At 53.7% G+C, this 19,932-nt stretch carries 13 protein-coding genes; 4 read left to right on the forward strand and 9 right to left on the reverse strand.

The window, feature by feature from the left end:
* Positions 1–128 precede the first annotated feature (128 nt).
* Positions 129–1,472 carry a hypothetical protein gene (locus tag C3Z11_RS15280; RefSeq protein ID WP_106478804.1) on the reverse strand — a complete coding sequence of 448 codons (1,344 nt, stop codon included), beginning with the start codon at positions 1,470–1,472 and terminating at the stop codon, positions 129–131.
* Between the two features lie 329 nt (positions 1,473–1,801).
* Between C3Z11_RS15280 and C3Z11_RS15285 the strand changes: the two genes are divergently transcribed.
* The 4 genes from C3Z11_RS15285 to C3Z11_RS15300 all read left to right on the forward strand — a co-directional run bounded on the left by C3Z11_RS15285 (position 1,802) and on the right by C3Z11_RS15300 (position 6,041).
* Positions 1,802–2,767: a YihY/virulence factor BrkB family protein gene (locus C3Z11_RS15285; RefSeq protein ID WP_106478805.1), complete on the forward strand. Its 966-nt coding sequence runs from the start codon at positions 1,802–1,804 to the stop codon at positions 2,765–2,767.
* A gap of 91 nt (positions 2,768–2,858) precedes the next feature.
* Positions 2,859–3,824, forward strand: a complete 966-nt coding sequence (locus C3Z11_RS15290) for a YihY/virulence factor BrkB family protein (RefSeq protein WP_106478806.1) — start codon at positions 2,859–2,861, stop codon at positions 3,822–3,824.
* 263 nt (positions 3,825–4,087) lie between these two features.
* Positions 4,088–5,032 (forward strand): FRG domain-containing protein, encoded by a 945-nt coding sequence (locus C3Z11_RS15295; RefSeq protein WP_106478807.1) that lies wholly within the window; start codon positions 4,088–4,090, stop codon positions 5,030–5,032.
* Positions 5,033–5,507: 475 nt separating this feature from the next.
* Positions 5,508–6,041, forward strand: coding sequence for a PRC-barrel domain-containing protein (locus tag C3Z11_RS15300; RefSeq protein ID WP_106478808.1), 534 nt, complete (start codon positions 5,508–5,510; stop codon positions 6,039–6,041).
* Positions 6,042–6,230: 189 nt separating this feature from the next.
* On the opposite strand, the gene C3Z11_RS15305 is transcribed toward C3Z11_RS15300, so the two are convergent.
* From C3Z11_RS15305 to C3Z11_RS15340, 8 genes are all read right to left on the reverse strand, one after another.
* A complete protein-coding gene (locus C3Z11_RS15305) occupies positions 6,231–6,428 on the reverse strand; it encodes a hypothetical protein (protein WP_106478809.1) in 198 nt (65 codons plus the stop codon).
* Positions 6,429–6,714: 286 nt separating this feature from the next.
* Positions 6,715–7,794, reverse strand: coding sequence for a type I phosphomannose isomerase catalytic subunit (locus C3Z11_RS15310; RefSeq protein ID WP_106478810.1), 1,080 nt, complete (start codon positions 7,792–7,794; stop codon positions 6,715–6,717).
* A gap of 210 nt (positions 7,795–8,004) precedes the next feature.
* Positions 8,005–8,904 carry a sugar phosphate isomerase/epimerase family protein gene (locus C3Z11_RS15315; RefSeq protein WP_106478811.1) on the reverse strand — a complete coding sequence of 300 codons (900 nt, stop codon included), beginning with the start codon at positions 8,902–8,904 and terminating at the stop codon, positions 8,005–8,007.
* Between the two features lie 88 nt (positions 8,905–8,992).
* Positions 8,993–11,218, reverse strand: a complete 2,226-nt coding sequence (gene glgB / locus C3Z11_RS15320; protein WP_106478812.1) for a 1,4-alpha-glucan branching protein GlgB — start codon at positions 11,216–11,218, stop codon at positions 8,993–8,995.
* Positions 11,211–14,603 carry a maltose alpha-D-glucosyltransferase gene (gene treS, locus C3Z11_RS15325; protein ID WP_262927435.1) on the reverse strand — a complete coding sequence of 1,131 codons (3,393 nt, stop codon included), beginning with the start codon at positions 14,601–14,603 and terminating at the stop codon, positions 11,211–11,213. The genes glgB and treS overlap by 8 nt, the downstream gene beginning before the upstream one ends.
* A gap of 76 nt (positions 14,604–14,679) precedes the next feature.
* Positions 14,680–16,710: an alpha-1,4-glucan--maltose-1-phosphate maltosyltransferase gene (locus tag C3Z11_RS15330; protein ID WP_262927436.1), complete on the reverse strand. Its 2,031-nt coding sequence runs from the start codon at positions 16,708–16,710 to the stop codon at positions 14,680–14,682.
* 76 nt (positions 16,711–16,786) lie between these two features.
* Complete coding sequence (glgX, locus tag C3Z11_RS15335; RefSeq protein WP_262927437.1) at positions 16,787–19,135, reverse strand: glycogen debranching protein GlgX; 2,349 nt, start codon at positions 19,133–19,135, stop codon at positions 16,787–16,789.
* 198 nt (positions 19,136–19,333) lie between these two features.
* Positions 19,334–19,930, reverse strand: a complete 597-nt coding sequence (locus tag C3Z11_RS15340; RefSeq protein WP_106478813.1) for a DUF2934 domain-containing protein — start codon at positions 19,928–19,930, stop codon at positions 19,334–19,336.
* Positions 19,931–19,932 lie beyond the last annotated feature (2 nt).

Consider the following 19,932-nt stretch of genomic DNA (forward strand, 5'->3'; position numbering starts at 1 on the left):
GCGTTTCTTTTCACATTATCATCGAGTGAAATATTACTGAAACAGCGGCTGCGATCCATCACGCAGATACATTAAGCGTAGCAGCTATGCGCCAGAATGCCATGATCGGCAATGCAGCAACCCGATACTCAGCTTACCTCCTCGACATCGATGACCTTGGAGCGATTCATGACGATCTTCCAGCGCTGAATGACCGCCTGATCGTTCCCCTTCACCTCTTTAGTAACCAGATTGATCTGATAGCGTTTTTCTACCGCCTCCCGAGCTACCTGTTCATCTTTGAGCCGATAGACGTGACGGGATTCTTTGTCCATCAATTTGGAGAGGATATGCAGGTCGAGGTTCATCACTTCACGCGTCTCGTTGTATCCACTCATGAAGCGGGTCGGCGACATGCGCGAACTGCTGCGGTAATGCAAAATCACTTCTTCGCGATGTGTAAGGTTGCCTTTCCTGGCGGCTCGGATATCCTCGCCCAGCTTGTGAAAACGCGTGTAGTCCACCCATTCAAGCAGGCGTCCGACGGTCTCATCACTGTGTGCGTCGTAATACTGACGTCGCCACTTGGGCCGGCCCTTGCGCAGCCATCGCCATAATGTATTGCGTAAATCCTCTTTGAAGACTTCGCGCAAGGCATAAAGACCCGCCAGAACAAGCACGAAACGTAGCGTGAAATCACCCAGAGCATCACGCGCTTCAAGCATGATCATCGACACAACAATCATTACCACTGCGGTGGCTAATGCCTTTACTGCGCGCTGCTCACCGCCTCCCAGTTCTTTCGTTTTTTCTTTCAGCGTCACCGGCCACTCAATCAAGCGGCGTAGCAAACGCATCTTGTTGGACATTCGCGATGGATCATCTTCTGCGCGACTGGAGTTGTACTGCCTGTCGCCGCGATAGCCATGCTCCGTCTTGCAGATATCCAGTAACAGGGCCCTGATTGCCGTGTAGTGTTCATCGCGAGGCAAATGCGCCACCAGGGACAATAGCTGCTGCTCGGTGAGCCATGACAGGTAGTTATCAATATTGGCGTAGTATTTGAGCCGGCTGTCATCATCAGGCACATTTCGTCGCATCCGGCTGAGAATTCCTTGCGTATGCTGGACAAGTTCCTCGACCTGCTCGCAGGTCGTGCTCTCCTTGTCATCGAGCAGTTGACGAGTCGACTGCTCCAGCGCAACAACGTACTGATAAGCATATAAGCTCAAGCTAAGTCGGTAGCGCTCGGAAGATAACTTGCCACGGTCAGCCAGGCGGCTATGGATCAGGGGGAGATTACGCGTATTACTGTAATAGGTACGCTTGAGATGAATGGCGTTGTGATAGAACGCTTCTTCCGATACGACGTGAGTATTGAGATCGAGCTCGCCCGGCACGAAAAGATAGAGATCCAGTGTGTGATAGGTCTCCTCCCGCAGTACTCGCGTTATCTTGACCGTAAATCCTTCCTTTTTTTCTACACTGATCACGCGTCGGCTGCCCTGCTAGGAAAGTGACTATGCTTGAAGCTTATATCACAGCGTTTACGAATTTAAGCCGAGAGACAGACGGTACACTCAGCCGCACTCGCGCCTTTGTTTCATCAGTAGCCGATAGTGTTCCTACGCTCAGCCGTGTCCTATCTGCCATAGCCACCGCGCCTTCTGCGCAACCAAGCTAATTAAACTAAGCTTGTCGATAAACCAAGGTGGCGATGCTGGCGCTCCGTCATGTTTGCTTTCGCATAATGAGATGACCCATCAGCATAAAGTATGCTTAACATACTGGATAATTATCACAGCCTCGATTAAGGATGATCATGGCAACACAAACACAGCATGGAAATAATCGCGGCCGCGACGCTAAAAAACCCACTCAAATCCCCGCTGCGGGATGGCGAGACACGTTACTGCGTGTCAAAAACGAACTGGATGGTGATCATGTTTCACTGGTCGCGGCAGGCATTGCCTTTTATGGCCTTTTGGCGATATTCCCCGCCATCGCTGCGCTTATTTCACTGTGGGGATTACTGTTTGACCCCCAACAGGTCGAGCAGCAAATAGCAGCGCTAAGCGAAGTGCTTCCTCAGGAGGCTGCAGGCATCATCGAGGGGCAAGCACGCCAGGTGAGCGCCAACACTGGTACAGGCATGAGCCTGGCAGCGATTGGTGGGCTGCTGTTCACGATTTACAGTGCGTCCAAAGGGGTAAAAAGCTTTGTAGCGGGTCTGAACATCATTTACGACGAAGGGGAAAGCCGCGGCTTTATCAAGCGTACAGTGCTGGTGATGGCGCTAACGCTGGGCATGATCATCATCACAGTGCTTACGCTCGCCACGATTGCCATTCTTCCCATTGCGATCAGCTTCCTACCTTTGGGTGACACCATCAGTAGCCTACTGCTTTATGTACGCTGGCCTATTCTGTTACTTGTTGTCATGACGGCTATTTCAATCCTTTATCGCTACGCACCCAACCGCCGTGCAGCGCGCTGGGAGTGGGTCAGTGTGGGCTCCGTTGCCGCTACCATCCTATGGATTATTGGCTCGATCGGCTTTTCGATTTATGTACGCAACTTTGCAAGCTATAACGAGACCTATGGCTCGCTAGGCGCTGTGGTCATTCTTCTGATGTGGTTTTGGCTTTCCGCCTACATCGTCTTGCTGGGGGCTGAATTAAACAGCGAGATGGAGCGCCAAACCCGACAGGACACCACCGTAGAGCCGGAAAAACCGATGGGCAAACGTGGTGCTTATGCCGCTGATACAGTCGGTGATAAGCCCTAAAGTATTGAAATGGGAAACATGGCAATAGTTGTCACGATGGCATGGCATTACTTTAACTAACCTGCCATGCCATTCGCGTTGGGGAATGTTCATGGCAAGGCATGACAAGCAACACGATTACCGCGGTCGCCATGCTGAGCGGCCAACCGAAATCACAACGTCGGGGTGGCGTGATACATTTTTGCGGGTCAAGGAACAGCTCGACCGGGACCATGTCACGTTAATTGCCGCCGGCGTGGCTTTTTACGGGCTGCTCGCTATTTTCCCCGCCATTGCCGCGCTTATTTCACTGTGGGGGCTATTACTAGACCCTCAGCAGATCGAACAGCAGATTACTTCATTAGGCAGCATCCTGCCGCCGGAAGCGGCCAGTTTGCTTGAGCAGCAGGCACGCAAAGTAGTAAAAAACACGGGGTCAGGCATCAACTTAACGGCGATAGGCGGTATTTTATTTGCAGTCTTTAGCGCCTCTAGAGGCGTAAAAGGACTGATTGAAGGGATGAACGTCGTTTACGATGAGGATGAAAGCCGCAGCCTGATCAAGCGCACGCTGATGACACTGGCACTTACTTCCGGCCTTATCATCACGACTATTGTCACGCTTGCTGCGCTTATCTTCATACCTGCAGTGGCAGGACATCTACCGCTCGGTGACACGGTCAGCACGTTGATTCTCTATTCCCGCTGGCCCCTGTTAATTGTGTTGGCAATGCTTTCAATTGCCGTGCTCTATCGCTATGGCCCTCACCGAGCTAAACCGCGTTGGGAATGGGTCAGCATTGGTACGGTAAGTGCCACGCTGCTATGGATCCTCGGCTCAATCGGCTTTTCCCTTTACGTTCGAAACTTCTCTAGCTTCGACGAGATCTATGGCTCATTGGGAGCTGTTGTCATTCTTCTCATGTGGTTTTGGCTCTCTGCCTTCATTGTTCTTCTAGGGGGAGAGCTAAATAATGAAATGGAGCGGCAAACCAAACGGGATACTACAGAACGTCCCGAGCAATCAATAGGACATCGCAACGCTCACGCCGCCGATACAGTAGGTAAAAAGCCTTGATATTATCAAAATAACATTGTTGCGATCATTGCCGGTTGGGCCGTTATTCTCTGTTTTTTCTAAAGTCCATAATGCAACTATTACCATAACTTTCCCAGCCGGCTGTCTCAACTAATTTAATTTAATAACAAACACTTCATGTAGATTAACTACTCGGCCACCACTCGCTATAAGTTATGATTTATGGATCACATAAGCGCTATTATGAATAACAGATGCAGCAGGACATGTTTGGATTAATGTTTTCAAGGAAGACCGACTAAATGGACCAGCCAGACATACCAAAGAAAGTTAAAGAAATAAAATTTACTGACCCTAAAGAATTTATCCAGGCATTAATCTCTCCTCACAACCTAGGTCAGCAATTTTTATATCGTGGCCAAGGTGAAGCAGGCTGGACATTAAGACCGAGCATAGCCAGAGAACATACCATTAATTTAGCGGATACCTTTTTTAAGAAGAGGGAAACACCTGCCTCTCTCAAGATATCCTATTATGAATATTCATTGCTTAGAGATTATGCCATCAGCTGTGATACTGCTGGGCTAACTATCCCAGGCGACAGCCCGGAATTAAGAGAAATTCTCAAGATATATAGCCGTAAAAGTGACATCTGCTACGAAATAGCGTTTGAAGAAAACAATGAGGCCATCGTAAGTCCTCCCGATGACTGGTTCTCCGATCAAGTGCTGCCTCTGCTGGCCAAGGCACAGCATCATGGGCTACCGACTCGCTTATTAGACTGGACCATGCTACCCATCGTAGCCGTCTATTTTGCCGTATCCTCAGTGCTTAAATACTGGGGGAACTACGGAAAAACCACCGACACTCAACAATATAATGGCGATATGGGTGTGTGGAAACTCGATGCCAGACAACTGAATCAGGATACGTCGAGCTTTGTCGCTATTGCAGCACCTGGCGCAGCCAGTGTAAATATCGCGGCGCAGCGGGGCTGTTTTACTTACAGCAAGTCAGGGATTGATTCCCGTTTACATGATTTAGAAATAGACAATGATAAAGCCGCTGCAAGCTGCCTAGAGAAGTACACCATCCCTGCTATTCATGCCGAAGAAGTCTATTTCCTATGTACACAGTATGGCATCACGGGGGCCACGCTTTTTCCCGGCCCTGATGGCGCAGCAAGAGAGGCCGTTGAGAAAGCGAATGCTCGCTTATTTAAAACACGATATGATACTTATAACTGAGCAGTTAATGCTTAACCTTGCAATATTTATAGATGTTTATTCTGTTGATACCTAAAATAAATCTCTTTAATTTATGACTGCTTATTTCGTCAGCATTCCCAGACTCAAAAATGTTTTCAACGGATTCAACTCAACAATATACACAACTCACCCATCCTGATTTTATTGCCCTATCCGCAATTTATACTCATTTGATAATAAGCCTTGGCCAAGACATCAAATAATTTATTTATCTTCATCTGTATTTCACTGCGTTTTTACTCAAGACCACATTTTTTAAGATCAATAATAATGATGCTATCAGCCTATGCCGAACTAATAGCCACAGATAATGTCTTACACCATAGGCTCGAAAGAGAGCAATTGAAAAAATGTCGATATCTATTACTTTGACAAGTGAGACTGTATTAAACCATACGGTGCAGGATGTACCGTGATCTCGATGCCACTATTCACAGCAAGGAGCACATTTATCATGCGCCAATCATTTAATCGCTTACTGGGTACCGCTCTTTTATCCAGTGGCATTGCCTTGAGCACAGGCGCCTTTGCGGCAACGCAGGGCCTTTATTCCGCTGATGAGCTGATGGCTGCGCAGGTTTATGCCAAAGGCAATGATCAATCCATCGGCGAAGTCGAAGATATCCTGCTCGGTGATGATATGAGCGTACAGGCACTAGCGATTGATACTGGCAACCTGCTCGATATGGGTGAGAAGGAATATATTATCCAGAAGGGTAAGTTCACGGTACAAACCATTAACGGCGACAATCTCGATGACCTCGAGTATCGAGTAAATCTCGATATGAGTGCCCAACAGATAACTCAACAACCTGAGTACACCAACGACTGGTGGACCAAAACCAAGACCAATGCTTCTAAAATTTGGCAGAACACCAAACAGAATGCATCAAGCGCTTGGGAAGATACTAAATCTGCTACATCCAACTTGCTGGAAAATGCCAGTGATGCCATCGATAACAATACTGATCAGAGCCAGAATCAGTAAGTCTCCTTTCTGCGCCGTCTGTGTTCAGACGGCGCTACCACTACCCGACAGAAAAGTAGTTAGATAAAAGCAAAATGCTTACGAGGATATTTATCTAACACTATTTGCATCGTGTTACTTCGACCTTCCATAGAAAAGCAATACTGGCGCTCTCTTCTATAAAGATTGAACACATTGAAGATGAACACATCACATGCCTCTTAGCGACTCGAAACCGCCCAATGGCAACAGGCAACTAGCAGGATGCTCGAAGCACTGCATGTAGTTTTCGACGCTTTCAGTATCAGTATTGTGCTCTCTGCCAAGGTTCATCCCGAACACCAGCGCTCCCATGATCACCAGAATCGTAGCGAGGCTGAACCACAACGGTTTTTTAAAGGTTTGCATGACACGCCCTCCTTCGATCGCCCGTCTCGATGCACAAACCTAACCGCTAAAGCTATTGTCGTTATAGAGGGCCTACTTTACCGATCAGCATCGTGAATATCATTTTTGTACTTACTTTTACTTTAGCTGACCTTGGCTTAAACACCCGTAGACTTTGTGTCTAGCTAGCGCCTTGTCGAGAGAGCCAATATCTGGGTTCTCCCTGCGGCATCCAAGCAGAAACGGCGCTGCAGTTACGCAGCGCCGTTTCATATTCATGACATTGAACTCTGGTTTTAATGCAGCATTAGCGCTCGCTGCTGTATTTTGCTTCAACATCACCAAGACGGCGAATTTCTCGTTCGGAGTATCCCGCGCTCTTTAGCGGTTGCCAGATGTCCTGTTCAAGCTTCGGTACGTAATTGATGATGACCTCGCTTGCACCATGCAGCTCCACCTCACCTAGCGCCGCAGGCAAAAGCAGTGTTTCGGCCCGACCAAGCGTCTCTTCCCAACCGTGCCCACTGAGCGTGACGGGAGCACCGAGATTGGTCAGTAGCGTGGCGCGATCGATACGCCGGCGATAGCCTTCAACAATGCGCAGCCGCTCCAATGCAAAATAGGGCCCCGCGCAGCAGATACGTCGCTCGACGCCTTCAGACTCATGCAGTACCAGCCCAGGCTGCGGCCCGGATTGGAGATCAAGATTGATCTCTTCAAGCAGCGCATCAATGTTTTGTTCCCACTCCTGGCGACTCAGCTCGCTGCCATCTTCCATTTGCCATGGCATCGCCTGCTGCTGAATATCGGCGGTCTGCTGAATCTCACAAAGCAGCGTTCCCGGCCCAAAGGAGTGAAGGGTACCGGCAGGCACGTAAAACGTATCGCCGGCACGCACTTCATAGCGGTGCATCACTTCATCGTAGGCCTGACGCAACAGCGCATCGCGCAGCTGTGGCTTATCGACGCCCTGCTTCACGCCCAATAGCAGCGTCGCCTCCGGTGCAGCCCAGAGGATATGCCAGGATTCAGTCTTGCCATGAGGCCACTGCCCCGTTCGACGGGCCGTTTCGTCATCGGCATGAAGATGAACAGGCAACATGCCCGTCGCATCGATGAACTTGAATAACAGCGGAAAATGAGGGCCTTGCCAGCCGGGCTCGACCAGCTCGTTTGGGAACTGTTCGACCAGCTCATGTAACGAGCGCCCTTTGAAAGCGCCATTGAGAATCTCGGCGCTTTTGCCCTCCACGTCACTGACTTCCCAGCTTTCGGCCACTGGCTTGTCATCGGGCAGCCCCTTCTTGCCTAATTGCTCGGCGATGCGCTGTCCACCAAAGACATGATGGGCCAACGGCGTGCTTAATCGTAGCGGATACCATTCCATGGTCTCGGCTCCATAAAGATGAATATGGGAAAGTGCTGCTATCTGCGCCTGGAACCGGTTTCTAACCGAGGCGCATACCATCGAATCTACTTATATAAAAGTGGCAATCACGCCGTACAAGCGCAAGCAAAAGCGGACATAACTATCGCTATACGATAACCATCTTTACTTACTTAAAGATGGATAATCCTGAGCGGGCTTGCGCTTTCTTTAAAACGGGTTTGGCGTGTAGCTACCCCGGCAGCGCTTGAGGTGTCTTAGCGCTTCGACTTGCCCGGTCATTTCAAGTTCATCGCAGTAGACAGGATCATGCCAGCCTTCGATATCGATCGTACCGCGATAGCCATTCAGCCACAGCGCTTCGATGATGCGCCGCCAATCACTATCGCCAAGACCAGGAAAGCGGTGGAAGGCGAACGTCTCACGGCCGTGGATGCCATGGCTGCGGATCACATCCCAGTTAACCTGGGCATCCTTGCCATGCACGTGAAAGATTCTGGGTGTCCACTGTCTGAGTTGAGCGACCGGATCGATCAGGTAATAGCGCTGATGCGCCGGCTCCCATTCCAGCCCTAGATTGTCATCGGGCAGTTCATTGAACATCAGCTCCCACGCCGCCGGGTTATGGGCAATATTCCAGTCGCCGCGTTGCCAACTGCCATGCATCGGGCAATTCTCGAAAGCAATCCTCACGCTCTTGTCCGCAGCACGTCGAGCCAGCTCACCCCATATCTCACGAAAACGCGGCAGGCTTGCCTCAATCGGTTGGTTGCGTATGCGTCCTGTAAACGCGGCAATAGTATCTGTGCCGAACAAATGGGCATGATCAATCAACGCTTCCAGCCCGGCCAGGCTCTGGCGACTATCCTCCCCTGCTTCGAGCGGATTGCCATAAAGCCCCAACGCGCTGACACGCATGCCCGAGGTACCGATAGCCTCATGAAGCGTATCGGCCAGACGAGGCAGGTCAATACCGGCCAGCGTGGGGCTAAAAAATGGCTGAATGCTTTCGAAACCGTGGTCGATGAGTGAATGAATGTATCCCTCAAGGTCGTCCGTATCGGCCTTGACCATCGTGCCGATACGTAGATCGAGCGCCGGCGAGTTCATCTCCCCTCCCTGAACATGAATGCCCCGAACAGTTTCCTGTCCAGGGCAAGGATTAAGCGCCTACTAATGATCTTTCGCAGACAATGCCTCAGGATACGTCCGGCTTGAATACCATGAGTCCCAGAGGTGGCAAACGCAGGTCAAGCGAATGCGGCTGGCCATGACTCTCCTGCTCGTCAGCATTGACAGCTCCACTGTTGCCCACGTTGGAGCCTCCATAGCCCTCCGCATCGCTATTGAATATTTCTCGCCAGCAGCCACCGCTCGGCACACCGATTCGATAGTGGTCATGAACCATCGGCGTCATGTTGAGTACCACCAAGAGCGGCGTACGATCAGCACTCCAGCGCGTATAGGCAAATACGCTGTTGGTTGCATCATCTCCGATGACCCACTCAAAGCCAGCCGGCTGACAATCCTGCTCGTACAGCGCTGGCTCTGCCTGGTAAAGCCGGTTCAGATCACGTACCAGATGCTGCATGCCGCTATGCGATGACTCGGCCAGCAGAAACCAGTCAAGCTCGCGGTCATGGCTCCACTCGCGCCACTGCGCGAATTCACAGCCCATGAACAGAAGCTTCTTGCCGGGATGCGTCCACATGAATGATAGATAAGCGCGCAAGTTAGCGAACTTCTGCCAGTGATCGCCGGGCATCTTGTTGATCATCGAGCCCTTGCCATGCACTACTTCATCATGCGAGATCGGCAGCATGAACTTCTCGGAGAAGGCATACACCAGCCCGAAAGTCATGGTGTGATGGTTATAGCTGCGATAGATCGGATCGAGCGCGGCATAGGTAAGCGAATCATGCATCCAGCCCATGTTCCACTTATAGGCGAACCCCAACCCGCCTTCCGAGACCGGCTGGGTCACGCCCGGCCAAGCAGTCGACTCCTCGGCGATCACTACCGCACCCGGCGCAACCTCAGCGACAACCTCATTGAGGTGCTGCAGAAATTCGATCGCTTCCAGATTCTCCTGGCCGCCATATTTATTGGGAATCCACTCACCTTCGTTGCGCGAGTAGTTGCGATAGAGCATTGAGGCAACGGCATCGACGCGCAGCGAATCGATGTGAAAATGCTTGAGCCAATGCAGCGCCGAAGCGAGCATGAAGCCATGCACCTCATGACGGCCAAGATTGTAGATATAGGTGTTCCAGTCCTGATGGAACCCTTCATACGGATGCTCATACTCATACAGCGCCGTGCCATCAAAGCGCGCCAGTCCGTGCTCGTCGGTAGGAAAGTGCGCCGGTACCCAGTCGAGGATCACGCCAATTCCCGCGCGGTGACAAGCATCGACGAAGTAGGCGAATTCCAGCGGCGTGCCGAAGCGTCCACTCGGCGCGAACTGTGACAAGGGCTGATACCCCCACGAACCACCAAACGGGTGCTCCATGATCGGCAGCAGTTCGATATGGGTAAAGCCCATCTCCAGAATATAGGGAATGAGCGAGTCAGCCATATCGCGCCAGCTGTAAACTTCGCCGTCGTCACCGCCATGCTTGCGCCATGAAGCGGCGTGCAACTCATAGACCGAGATAGGCGCATTTTCAGCATGGCGCGCCGCACGCCCCGCCATCCATTCGTGATCCTGCCACTCAAATTCGGTTGGGTCAGCAATCACCGAGGCCGTCATCGGCGGCGCTTCAGTCGAGAGCGCTACCGGGTCAGCCTTCAACGGCAGAACGTTGCCTTGCGGCCCGAGGATCTCGTACTTATAGGACTCACCCGGCTTTAGACGTGGAATAAACAGCTCCCACACGCCCGTAGGCTGACGCAGACGCATCGGATAGCGCCGCCCGTCCCAACCGTTGAAGTTACCCACCACTGAAACGCGCCGCGCATTGGGTGCCCATACCGCAAACCGCACACCTTCTACGCCGTCGATAGTCATGACCTGCGCGCCAAGACAGCGGCCCAGATCGCGATGGTTACCTTCGCCAATCAAATAAAGATCAACATCACCGAGCAAAAGTCCGAAGGAGTAAGGGTCTTCAATTTCCTGCTCGCCCCACGGCCAGCGAATACGTAGCCGGTACGGTGCGGCATAGTCGAGCTTGCAAGCGAACAGGCCGGGAATCTGTACCCGTTCAAGTTGCCCCAGAACACGCCCGGAGTCACGATCCAGTACATCGGCCCCTATCGCATTGGGTAGGTAAGCACGGATAACCGTCCCCCCTTCAACCGGATGCGGGCCAAGCACGGAGAACGGATCCCCATGCGTACCATTAGCCAGCGATTCCGCTGCTCCGGGATGAATGTACAGGTCGCTATCGGGCTTGCGCATAGCCGTGTTCGAATCAGTCATGTTGGCCTCCAGCGGTAAGCTTGTCCGTAATGGTCGCTAATCCACGCAGCGGTACGCCCAGCCAGCTTGGGCGGTTGGCCGCTTCGTAGGCGACTTCATAGGCGGCCTTTTCAAGCGTGAACAGATCGAGTGCGGCAAGTTCGCCATCATCATGCTGCCAGCGATGCGCCAAGTCAGCCGTCGCACTGCGATAAGCATCAAGGAAAATATTGGTGACGTTAGCGCGATACTCGTCAACAATCTGATGACTTATCCGGTCGGTCTCTTCCGTCGCATCGGCACTTTTGGCATTGTCGAGCGCCATGGCCGCAGCATAATCGAACGAGCGCACCAGGCCGGCGACATCCTTGAGCGGACTGTGCTTGGCGCGGCGTTCGGCCAACGGTCTAGCCGGCTCGCCTTCGAAGTCGATCAGATAGGCATCATCATGCGAGACCAGCACCTGCCCAAGGTGAAGATCACCATGAATACGGGTGCACAGACTACCTGTGATGCGTGAGGCAAAGCCCTCTGCGCTCGCCAATAGCTCGTCATGCCGCAGCAGCAGCGCCTCGGCCAACGCCTGGTCTTCCTGTGAGGCACTTTCCTTATGGGTAGCGAGAATATCGAGCGCCTCCTCGATACGTGCACGCACCATGCCTGCCCAATGGGTAACCGTGTCGCCGTCGGCTACTTCCGGTGCGAACGCTGGATCATCGCTCGGTGCCGCCAGGGCGAGATGCATTTCACCGAGCCGTTGCCCGAGGATAGCGGCAAAGGCGTTGAGTGATTTCATCGCGCTATGCTCATTTTCCATGTCGGACATGCCGCCGGTACTGGCATCGCGAATTGCTCGCTCAAGCGTGTTGAGCGTCCACTGCCAAGCATCGCCCTGGTTGTCGACGTACCCTTGGGCGACCATCAACACATGCGGTGTGCCCTCTTCGTCGAAACGCGTAACTTCACCCAGCAAGGGCGCAATATTTTGAAAACCACGCTCGGTCAGATAGCGGCCGATTTCCGCCTCAGGATGAACACCCGCCTCTACCTTACGGATGATCTTGAGAACGACCTCATCACCGACAATCACTGAGCTGTTCGATTGCTCAGCACTCAAATAGCGCACCTCGTCATCGCGTGACAGCTCCAGCGCTTCCATCTTTGAGGTCGGAATAAAGCGGATTGCACCGCCGTCAATCGGTAGCGCGCAGGAAGTCTTCATCGACTCGATGATCAAAAACACGAACTCGCACACTGCAAAGGCATCGGTCAGGTGGCCCACCTGACGGCCGCGCCGCATGCGTGTCATTGAAAGCTGCTGCGCCAGCGCTGAGTGATTTTCCTCACCGATATAGCCCAGCGGCAGCACATAGCGCTCGACACCACGGGCGTTGTGTACTTCAACTTCACTTAACAGCATCGGCGCATGGGTTGCCGTAACGGGATCGCCCGCCAGACGTACCGCATAGGCCAGATGGGTGCGTGTGATCTTTTCATCCTTGGAGCCGAACCAGCGCCGCTTGGGCAAATAAAGCGGCAATGCTTCATTTTCAAGCAGGGCTCGTGAGGGCTCATTGAGAATCTCTTCGATTCTGCGCTTGATGACCAGCGTGACCATATCGGGCATGGGCTCCGGAGCTGGCGTGTGCCAGCTCGGCATATGGGCTTCGCTGGCGAGCATGAACCAGTAAAAACCATACGGAGGCAGGGTCAGCAGGTAAGTGAGCTGACCAATCGGCGGGAAGGTACTACCCCCGATCATTTCAACCGGTACCCGGCCGGCGTAGGCAGAAAGATCAAGCTCTACCGCCTGGGCCGAACGCGAAACGTTGGCCACACACATGATCGTTTCAAGTTCACCGGCTTCATTGGTGTACTCGCGCAGGTAAGCCAGAATGCGGCGATTGGTCGGGTAAAGTAGCTTCAGCGCACCACGGCCAAAGGCTTTTTGCTGTTTGCGCACCGTCAGCATGCGGCGCATCCAGTTAAGCTGCGAATGGGGATCGCGGGCCTGCGCCTCGACGTTGATGGTCTGGAAACCGTAGAGCGGGTCCATAATCGGCGGCAACACCAGGCTGGCTGGGTCGGCGCGCGAGAAACCACCGTTGCGGTCCATCGACCACTGCATCGGCGTACGCACCCCGTCACGATCGCCGAGGTGAATGTTATCGCCCATCCCGATTTCATCACCGTAATAAACCACCGGGGTGCCCGGCATCGACAACAGCAAACTGTTAAGCAACTCGACGCGCCGACGATCACGCTCCATCAGCGGCGCCAGACGGCGACGAATCCCTAAGTTGATGCGTGCGCGCTTATCGGAGGCGTAATGCTCCCAGAGATAGTCACGCTCCTTGTCGGTGACCATTTCCAGCGTCAGCTCATCGTGGTTGCGCAAAAATATCGCCCACTGGCAATCGGCAGGGATTTCCGGCGTCTGACGTAGAATATCGGTAATCGGGAAGCGGTCTTCCTGCGCCAGCGACATGTACATACGTGGCATCAGCGGGAAGTGAAAAGCCATCTGGCATTCATCACCATCGCCGAAATAGGGCCGCGTATCCTCCGGCCACTGATTGGCCTCGGCGAGCAGCATCCGGTCGGGATATTGTTCATCGATGACGGCGCGAATTTTCTTGAGCACCACGTGGGTTTCATCAAGGTTTTCGTTATTGGTGCCCTCGCGCTCGACCAGATAGGGAATCGCATCGAGACGCAGACCATCGACACCGAGATCCAGCCAGTAGCGCATCACATTCAGCACTTCTTCCAGCACGGCAGGATTGTCGAAGTTCAGGTCCGGCTGGTGCGAATAGAAGCGGTGCCAGAAGTACTGCCCAGCAACCGGATCCCAAGTCCAGTTCGATGTTTCGGTATCTAGAAAGATGATCCGCGTACCATCGTATTTCTGATCGGTGTCGGACCACACATAGAAATCACGTTCAGGCGAGCCGATCGGCGCGTTGCGCGCACGCTGGAACCATTCATGCTGGTCAGACGTATGGTTGATGACCAGCTCGGTAATTACCCTCAGCCCACGTTTATGCGCTTCGCTGAAAAAGCGCTGAGCATCTTCCATCGTGCCGTAGTCAGGGCTGACCCCGTAATATTCGGAAATATCGTATCCATCATCGCGTCGCGGCGAGGGATAAAACGGCAAGATCCAGATGGTATTGACGCCAAGACTGGAGATGTAATCGAGTTTCTCGATCAGGCCAGCAAAATCGCCGATACCGTCATTGTCGGCATCGAAATACGATTTCACATGGACTTGGTAAATGACTGCATCTTTGTACCACAACGGGTCTTCAATAAAGGCAGTCGGGGCATTCTCGCGTTCCAGGCTTCCATCAGCCTGTTCAGTTACAGTACCAGGCACTTTGCTGGTATCACCGGCATTCATCATTACGCTACCCTCCCAAATCGCTTCTCCAAGCGATTGATAGATTCATCGGATGTAGCAGTGGCGGTCTGTCTCCTTATTAGCTGACAGGAGACAAGCGCCATATACCGAACGGCTGCAGCGACGGTTCGATGCGCATCCATTGCGTTTTGCCGTGCCACACCCAGCGATGTCCGGTCATAAGATCTTCACCTTGCATATCGGCATCATCACCCAACCCGAACTCCCACAGGGGTAGCTCGAAATGGCCTTCCTGCGCGTGATGGGGGTCAAGACTGATCGCTACGAGAATAAAGTTTGCAAGGTCTGGCGTACGCTTGCCGAAATAGAGAATCCGATCGTTATCAACACTATAGAGCTTGAAACCCAGGTGTGTTTGCAGTGCCGGATTCTGACGCCTTATCCAGTTAAGCTGCGCAATTTCGGCATTGATATTGCCCGGCGCGGTGTAGTCACGCGGCTTGATCTCGTATTTTTCCGAGTCGAGATACTCTTCCTTATTGGGTACCGGCGCGGCCTCACACAGCTCGAAGCCTGAATACATGCCCCACAATCCTGAACCCATCGTCGCCAGTGCGGCGCGGATCAGAAAGCCGGGGCGTCCCGATGCCTGCAGGAAGTACGGATTGATGTCCGGCGTATTGACGAAGAAGTTCGGACGGTAACATTCGCGCAACGGCGACTCGTTCAACTGCGTCAGATACTCACCCAGCTCTTCCTTGGTATTGCGCCAAGTGAAGTAAGTGTAGCTCATGGTGAAGCCGACCTTGCCAAGGCGCGCCATAATAGCCGGGCGCGTAAAGGCTTCGGCAAAGAACATCACGTCGGGGTCACGCGAGCGAATATCGGCAATCAACCATTCCCAGAAAGGAAACGGCTTGGTATGTGGGTTGTCGACGCGGAAAATCTTGACGCCTTCATCGACCCAGCCCTGCACGACATCACGCAGCGCCACCCACAGTTCGGGGACGGCATCGTCGGTATAGAAGTCGACGTTGACGATATCCTCGTACTTTTTAGGCGGGTTTTCGGCATAGCGGATCGTGCCGTCCGGGCGCCAGTCAAACCAGCCCGGATGTTCCTTGAGCCAAGGGTGGTCCGGCGAGCACTGGATGGCAAAATCGAGTGCAATCTCCAACCCATGGTCATGTGCCGCCGCGACCAGGCGACGGAAATCTTCAAGTGAGCCTAGCTGGGGATGAATAGCATCGTGTCCCCCCTCGGGGCTACCAATCGCATAAGGGCTGCCCGGATCATCAGGACCAGGCGTGAGCGTATTGTTGCGTCCCTTGCGATGGGTAGTGCCAATCGGATGGATCGGGGGGAAATAGAGCACGTCAAAGCCCATGTCGCGGATCATCGGCAGACGCTTGTGCACATCATTGAACGTACCGTGACGCTGAGGGTCGTCAGTTTCCGAACGAGGGAACAGCTCATACCAGCTGGCGAACATGGCGCGTTCACGCTCAACATCAAGCGGAAATTCCTGCGCCGTACGTACGAGATGGCGGTACTCGTCGGCGGCATTCATCGCTTCCAGGGTGTCATGCCCCAGAAGAATGCCGACGCGAGCAGATTCATCATCGCTCTCCTTCAGTTGCTGAAGAATAGCCTCGAGTCGGTGTTTATTAGCCCCTTCGGCCCGCTCAATGGCACGCTCGACATGCAGACTTCCCTCTTCAAGCTCAAGCGAAATGGATATACCCGCGGCATGCTTCTTGGTCAGTTCGTTGCGATAGGTGCCGAAAATATCCCACCACGCCTCGATGGCAAAGACATGCGCCCCCACCTGCTGTGGCGTAAATTCCACCTCCCAGCGGTCCGTACCGAGCGGTTTGACCAGCGTCATCGGCTGACGATGTTCCTGCGCAGTATCACTCCCCACCGGCCGCCAGCACAATGCTGCGGCCAGCGTGTCATGACCGTCTGCAAAGATTACTGCGTTAACCGTCACGGGCTGATTGACGGTGGCCTTGGCGGCATACAATCCACTTTCGACTGTCGGCGTAACCGACTCGATGACGATTCGGGGCGATTGCGCCGCTTCCATGGCAGCGTGCTGGTCCGAAGCGGATGGTGATTGGGGATTAAAGCGCTGATCTAATTGCATTGTTCGTGCTCCTCGTGCGCTCAGTAGCGTCACAGAACAAGCCGCCGTATAACGGCCTGCCCTGTGGATGGAGAACTTACTCGTAGGAACTGTCTCGTATCAGCTCGAACAACAGCAAAGAGCGTCCTTCCACTTCATGCTCCATGCCGAAGCGAAACAGCCGGGACGAGGTTAGCTCAGGCTTGTTGGTATCGACCCGACACACCCATCCCGCTCCATAAGGCACTTCAGGCAGGGTAAACGGCAGTGCCTCATGATGTGCGTTGATGAACAAAAGCAGCGTACTGGAAGAGCCAAGGCGACGAATCCCGCTAGGCTGTGCGCGGCCGTCAAGCACGATTTCGATGGCGCGGGCATTAGGGTCTTCCCACTGATCGACATCCATTTCCACGGCTTCTGGCGTCAGCCATGTCACTTCCTTGACGCCCAGCTCCTCATTGTAGGCACCGGACAAGAAGCGGCTGCGTCGCAGCATCGGGTAGCTCTTGCGCATGGAGATCAGGCGGCGCGTAAATTCCAGCAGCGCTTGTCCTTCACCGCTGAAATTCCAATCTATCCAGCCAATTTCGTTATCTTGGCAATAAGCATTATTGTTCCCTCCTTGCGTACGGCCGAATTCATCGCCGGCCAGTAGCATGGGCGTACCCTGCGAGAACATCAGCGTGGACAGGAAATTGCGCATCTGACGCATGCGCAGCGCAGTGATTTCAGGATCGTCCGTTTCACCTTCTACCCCGTGATTCCAGGACAGATTGTCGGAGTGGCCGTCGTTGTTGTCTTCACCGTTGGCTTCGTTGTGCTTATCGTCGTAAGAGACCAGATCACGCAACGTGAAGCCATCATGAGCGGTAATGAAGTTCACGGAAGCATACGGCTTGCGTCCACGATGATTGAACAGATCGTTCGAGGCCGTAAAACGATTGGCCAATTCCGGCAGGAGACCTTCGTCACCTTTCCAGAAGGCTCTCATGTTGTCTCGAAAACGGTCGTTCCATTCCGCCCAGCCCGGCGGGAAGCCGCCCACCTGATACCCACCGGGGCCACAGTCCCACGGCTCGGCAATCAGCTTACACTGCGACAGCAGCGGGTCCTGACGGCAGGAGTCGAGAAAACCGCCGCCCTCGTCGAAACCGTGCGGCTCGCGACCGAGAATGGTCGCCAGATCGAAGCGGAAGCCATCAACACGCATTTCGCTTGCCCAGTAGCGCAGCGAATCGGTGACCATCTGCAACACACGCGGATGGGAGAGATTGACCGTGTTGCCAGTGCCGGTGTCATTGATGTAATAGCGCGGCTCTTCGGGCATCAAGCGATAATAGCTGGCGTTATCGATGCCTTTCAGTGATAGCGTTGGGCCGAGTTCATTGCCTTCAGCGGTGTGGTTGTAGACCACATCGAGAATAACCTCGAGTCCGGCTGCGTGCAGGCACGCCACCATCTGCTTGAACTCATTGACCGTCTCGGTCGCCATGTAATTGGGATGCGGCGCAAAGAAGGCTAGCGTGTTGTAGCCCCAGTAATTGTGCAGCCCCTTTTCCTGCAGATGACGATCGTCGGCAAAGGCATGAATTGGCATCAACTCAACCGAGGTCACGCCCAACGAGCGAATGTGCTCGACCACTTCGGGTATCGCAAGGCCCGAAAACGTGCCGCGCATCGGATCGGGCACCGAAGGGTGACGCATGGTGTAACCGCGCACATGGGTTTCGTAGAAGATCGTACGATCCCAAGGGACAAGAATTTCCTGTGAACGGCCCCAGGTGAAGGCAGGGTCGATCACACGGCACTTGGGCATGAAGGGCGCGCTGTCGCGCTCATCGAAGCTCAGATCACCGTCTTCATGGCCGATGGTGTAGCCATAGAGCGCATCGTCCCACTGGATTTTCCCGGCAATTTGCTTGGCATACGGGTCGATCAGTAACTTGTTGGGGTTGAAACGATGGCCCTGCTCAGGCTCATACGGGCCATATACGCGGTAACCGTAAAGCTGGCCAGGTCGGGCATCAGGCAAATAGCCGTGCCATACCTCATCGGTATATTCCGGCAGCTCTATGCGCTCAAGCTCGATCTCTCCCGTCTCGTCGAAAAGACACAGCTCAACCTTGGTCGCGTGAGCCGAAAACAGCGCAAAGTTGACCCCCAGCCCATCCCAGTTAGCTCCCAAGGGATAGGGCAGCCCTTCACGCACACGTGATTGCTGCTGAAATTTCGGCGGGTGATCAGCCATTTTGCTCTGACGCTTGGTGCCTTGGTTTTCCTTGCTGCTCTTCTGCTCCGACTTGCCTGCAGGTCGCTCCTTCTGGGACTTATCCGTGCTGGCTTGTGACCCTGATTCAGCAGCAGAAGATGCAGCGACATTACGCGCAGCGGGAACGTTCTTTTCCTCGTTACCATCTGTCGCGTCAGTATGCGTGTCATTATTCATAAGAACATCCATGTCTTCACTGCAGCGGAATGCCGTGATAACAACGTTCCGCCGGAAATTTGAAATAAGGCCTACACACCAGGACCTTTACCTACACCTACACAGTTTCATGTCAAACATGTCGGCTGGCGCGTGCTTAACTCGTAACCTAACTCACCATGCAGCATTCTTTACTGGTGCATCCTGGCATCAGCACGCTTATTCCTTAGGAGTACGCGTACGCGGTTTGGCTCCACCAGACTTGGTCGTCTTTTCGGCTTTCGGCTTGGCCGGCTTTTTGGCGGCAGTACTCTTGCCTGCCGCGCTTTTACTAGCTGTGCTTTTACTGGCTGTGCTCTTACCGGCTGTGCTTTTAGTGCTACGCTTGGCAGCTTGCTTTGGCTGCTCGATCAGTGTTTCTTCGGGCGGAGCAGCAGGCATCGGCTCATCTGTCAGTTGATCGCTTCCACTGCCGGTCACCGGTGGCTCCTGGTAAGGGGGCTCTTCTACCGGCGGCTCCGTCGGTGGTACTTCAGGCGGCGACACCGGTGGTTCCTCAACCGGGGGCTCTGTCGGTGGCGCTTCAGGCGGCGATACCGGGGGCTCCTCGACCGGAGGCTCAACGGGCGGCTGTTCAGGCGGAGTCATTGGCGGCTCTTCAGATGGCGGTTGTATCGGCGGCTCACTGGCCACACGCTCAGCCGCCACCATCTTGCACGCCATTTCCCAATGTCGTTCTGACTGCCCTTCCGGATACCCTTCAGATTCCCATATGCGATACGCCAGCTGGCGTATACGCAGTTCATCGTTGGCCATTA

The sequence above is a fragment of the Phytohalomonas tamaricis genome (assembly GCF_003012345.1).
Classification (GTDB): Bacteria; Pseudomonadota; Gammaproteobacteria; order Pseudomonadales; family Halomonadaceae; genus Phytohalomonas; species Phytohalomonas tamaricis.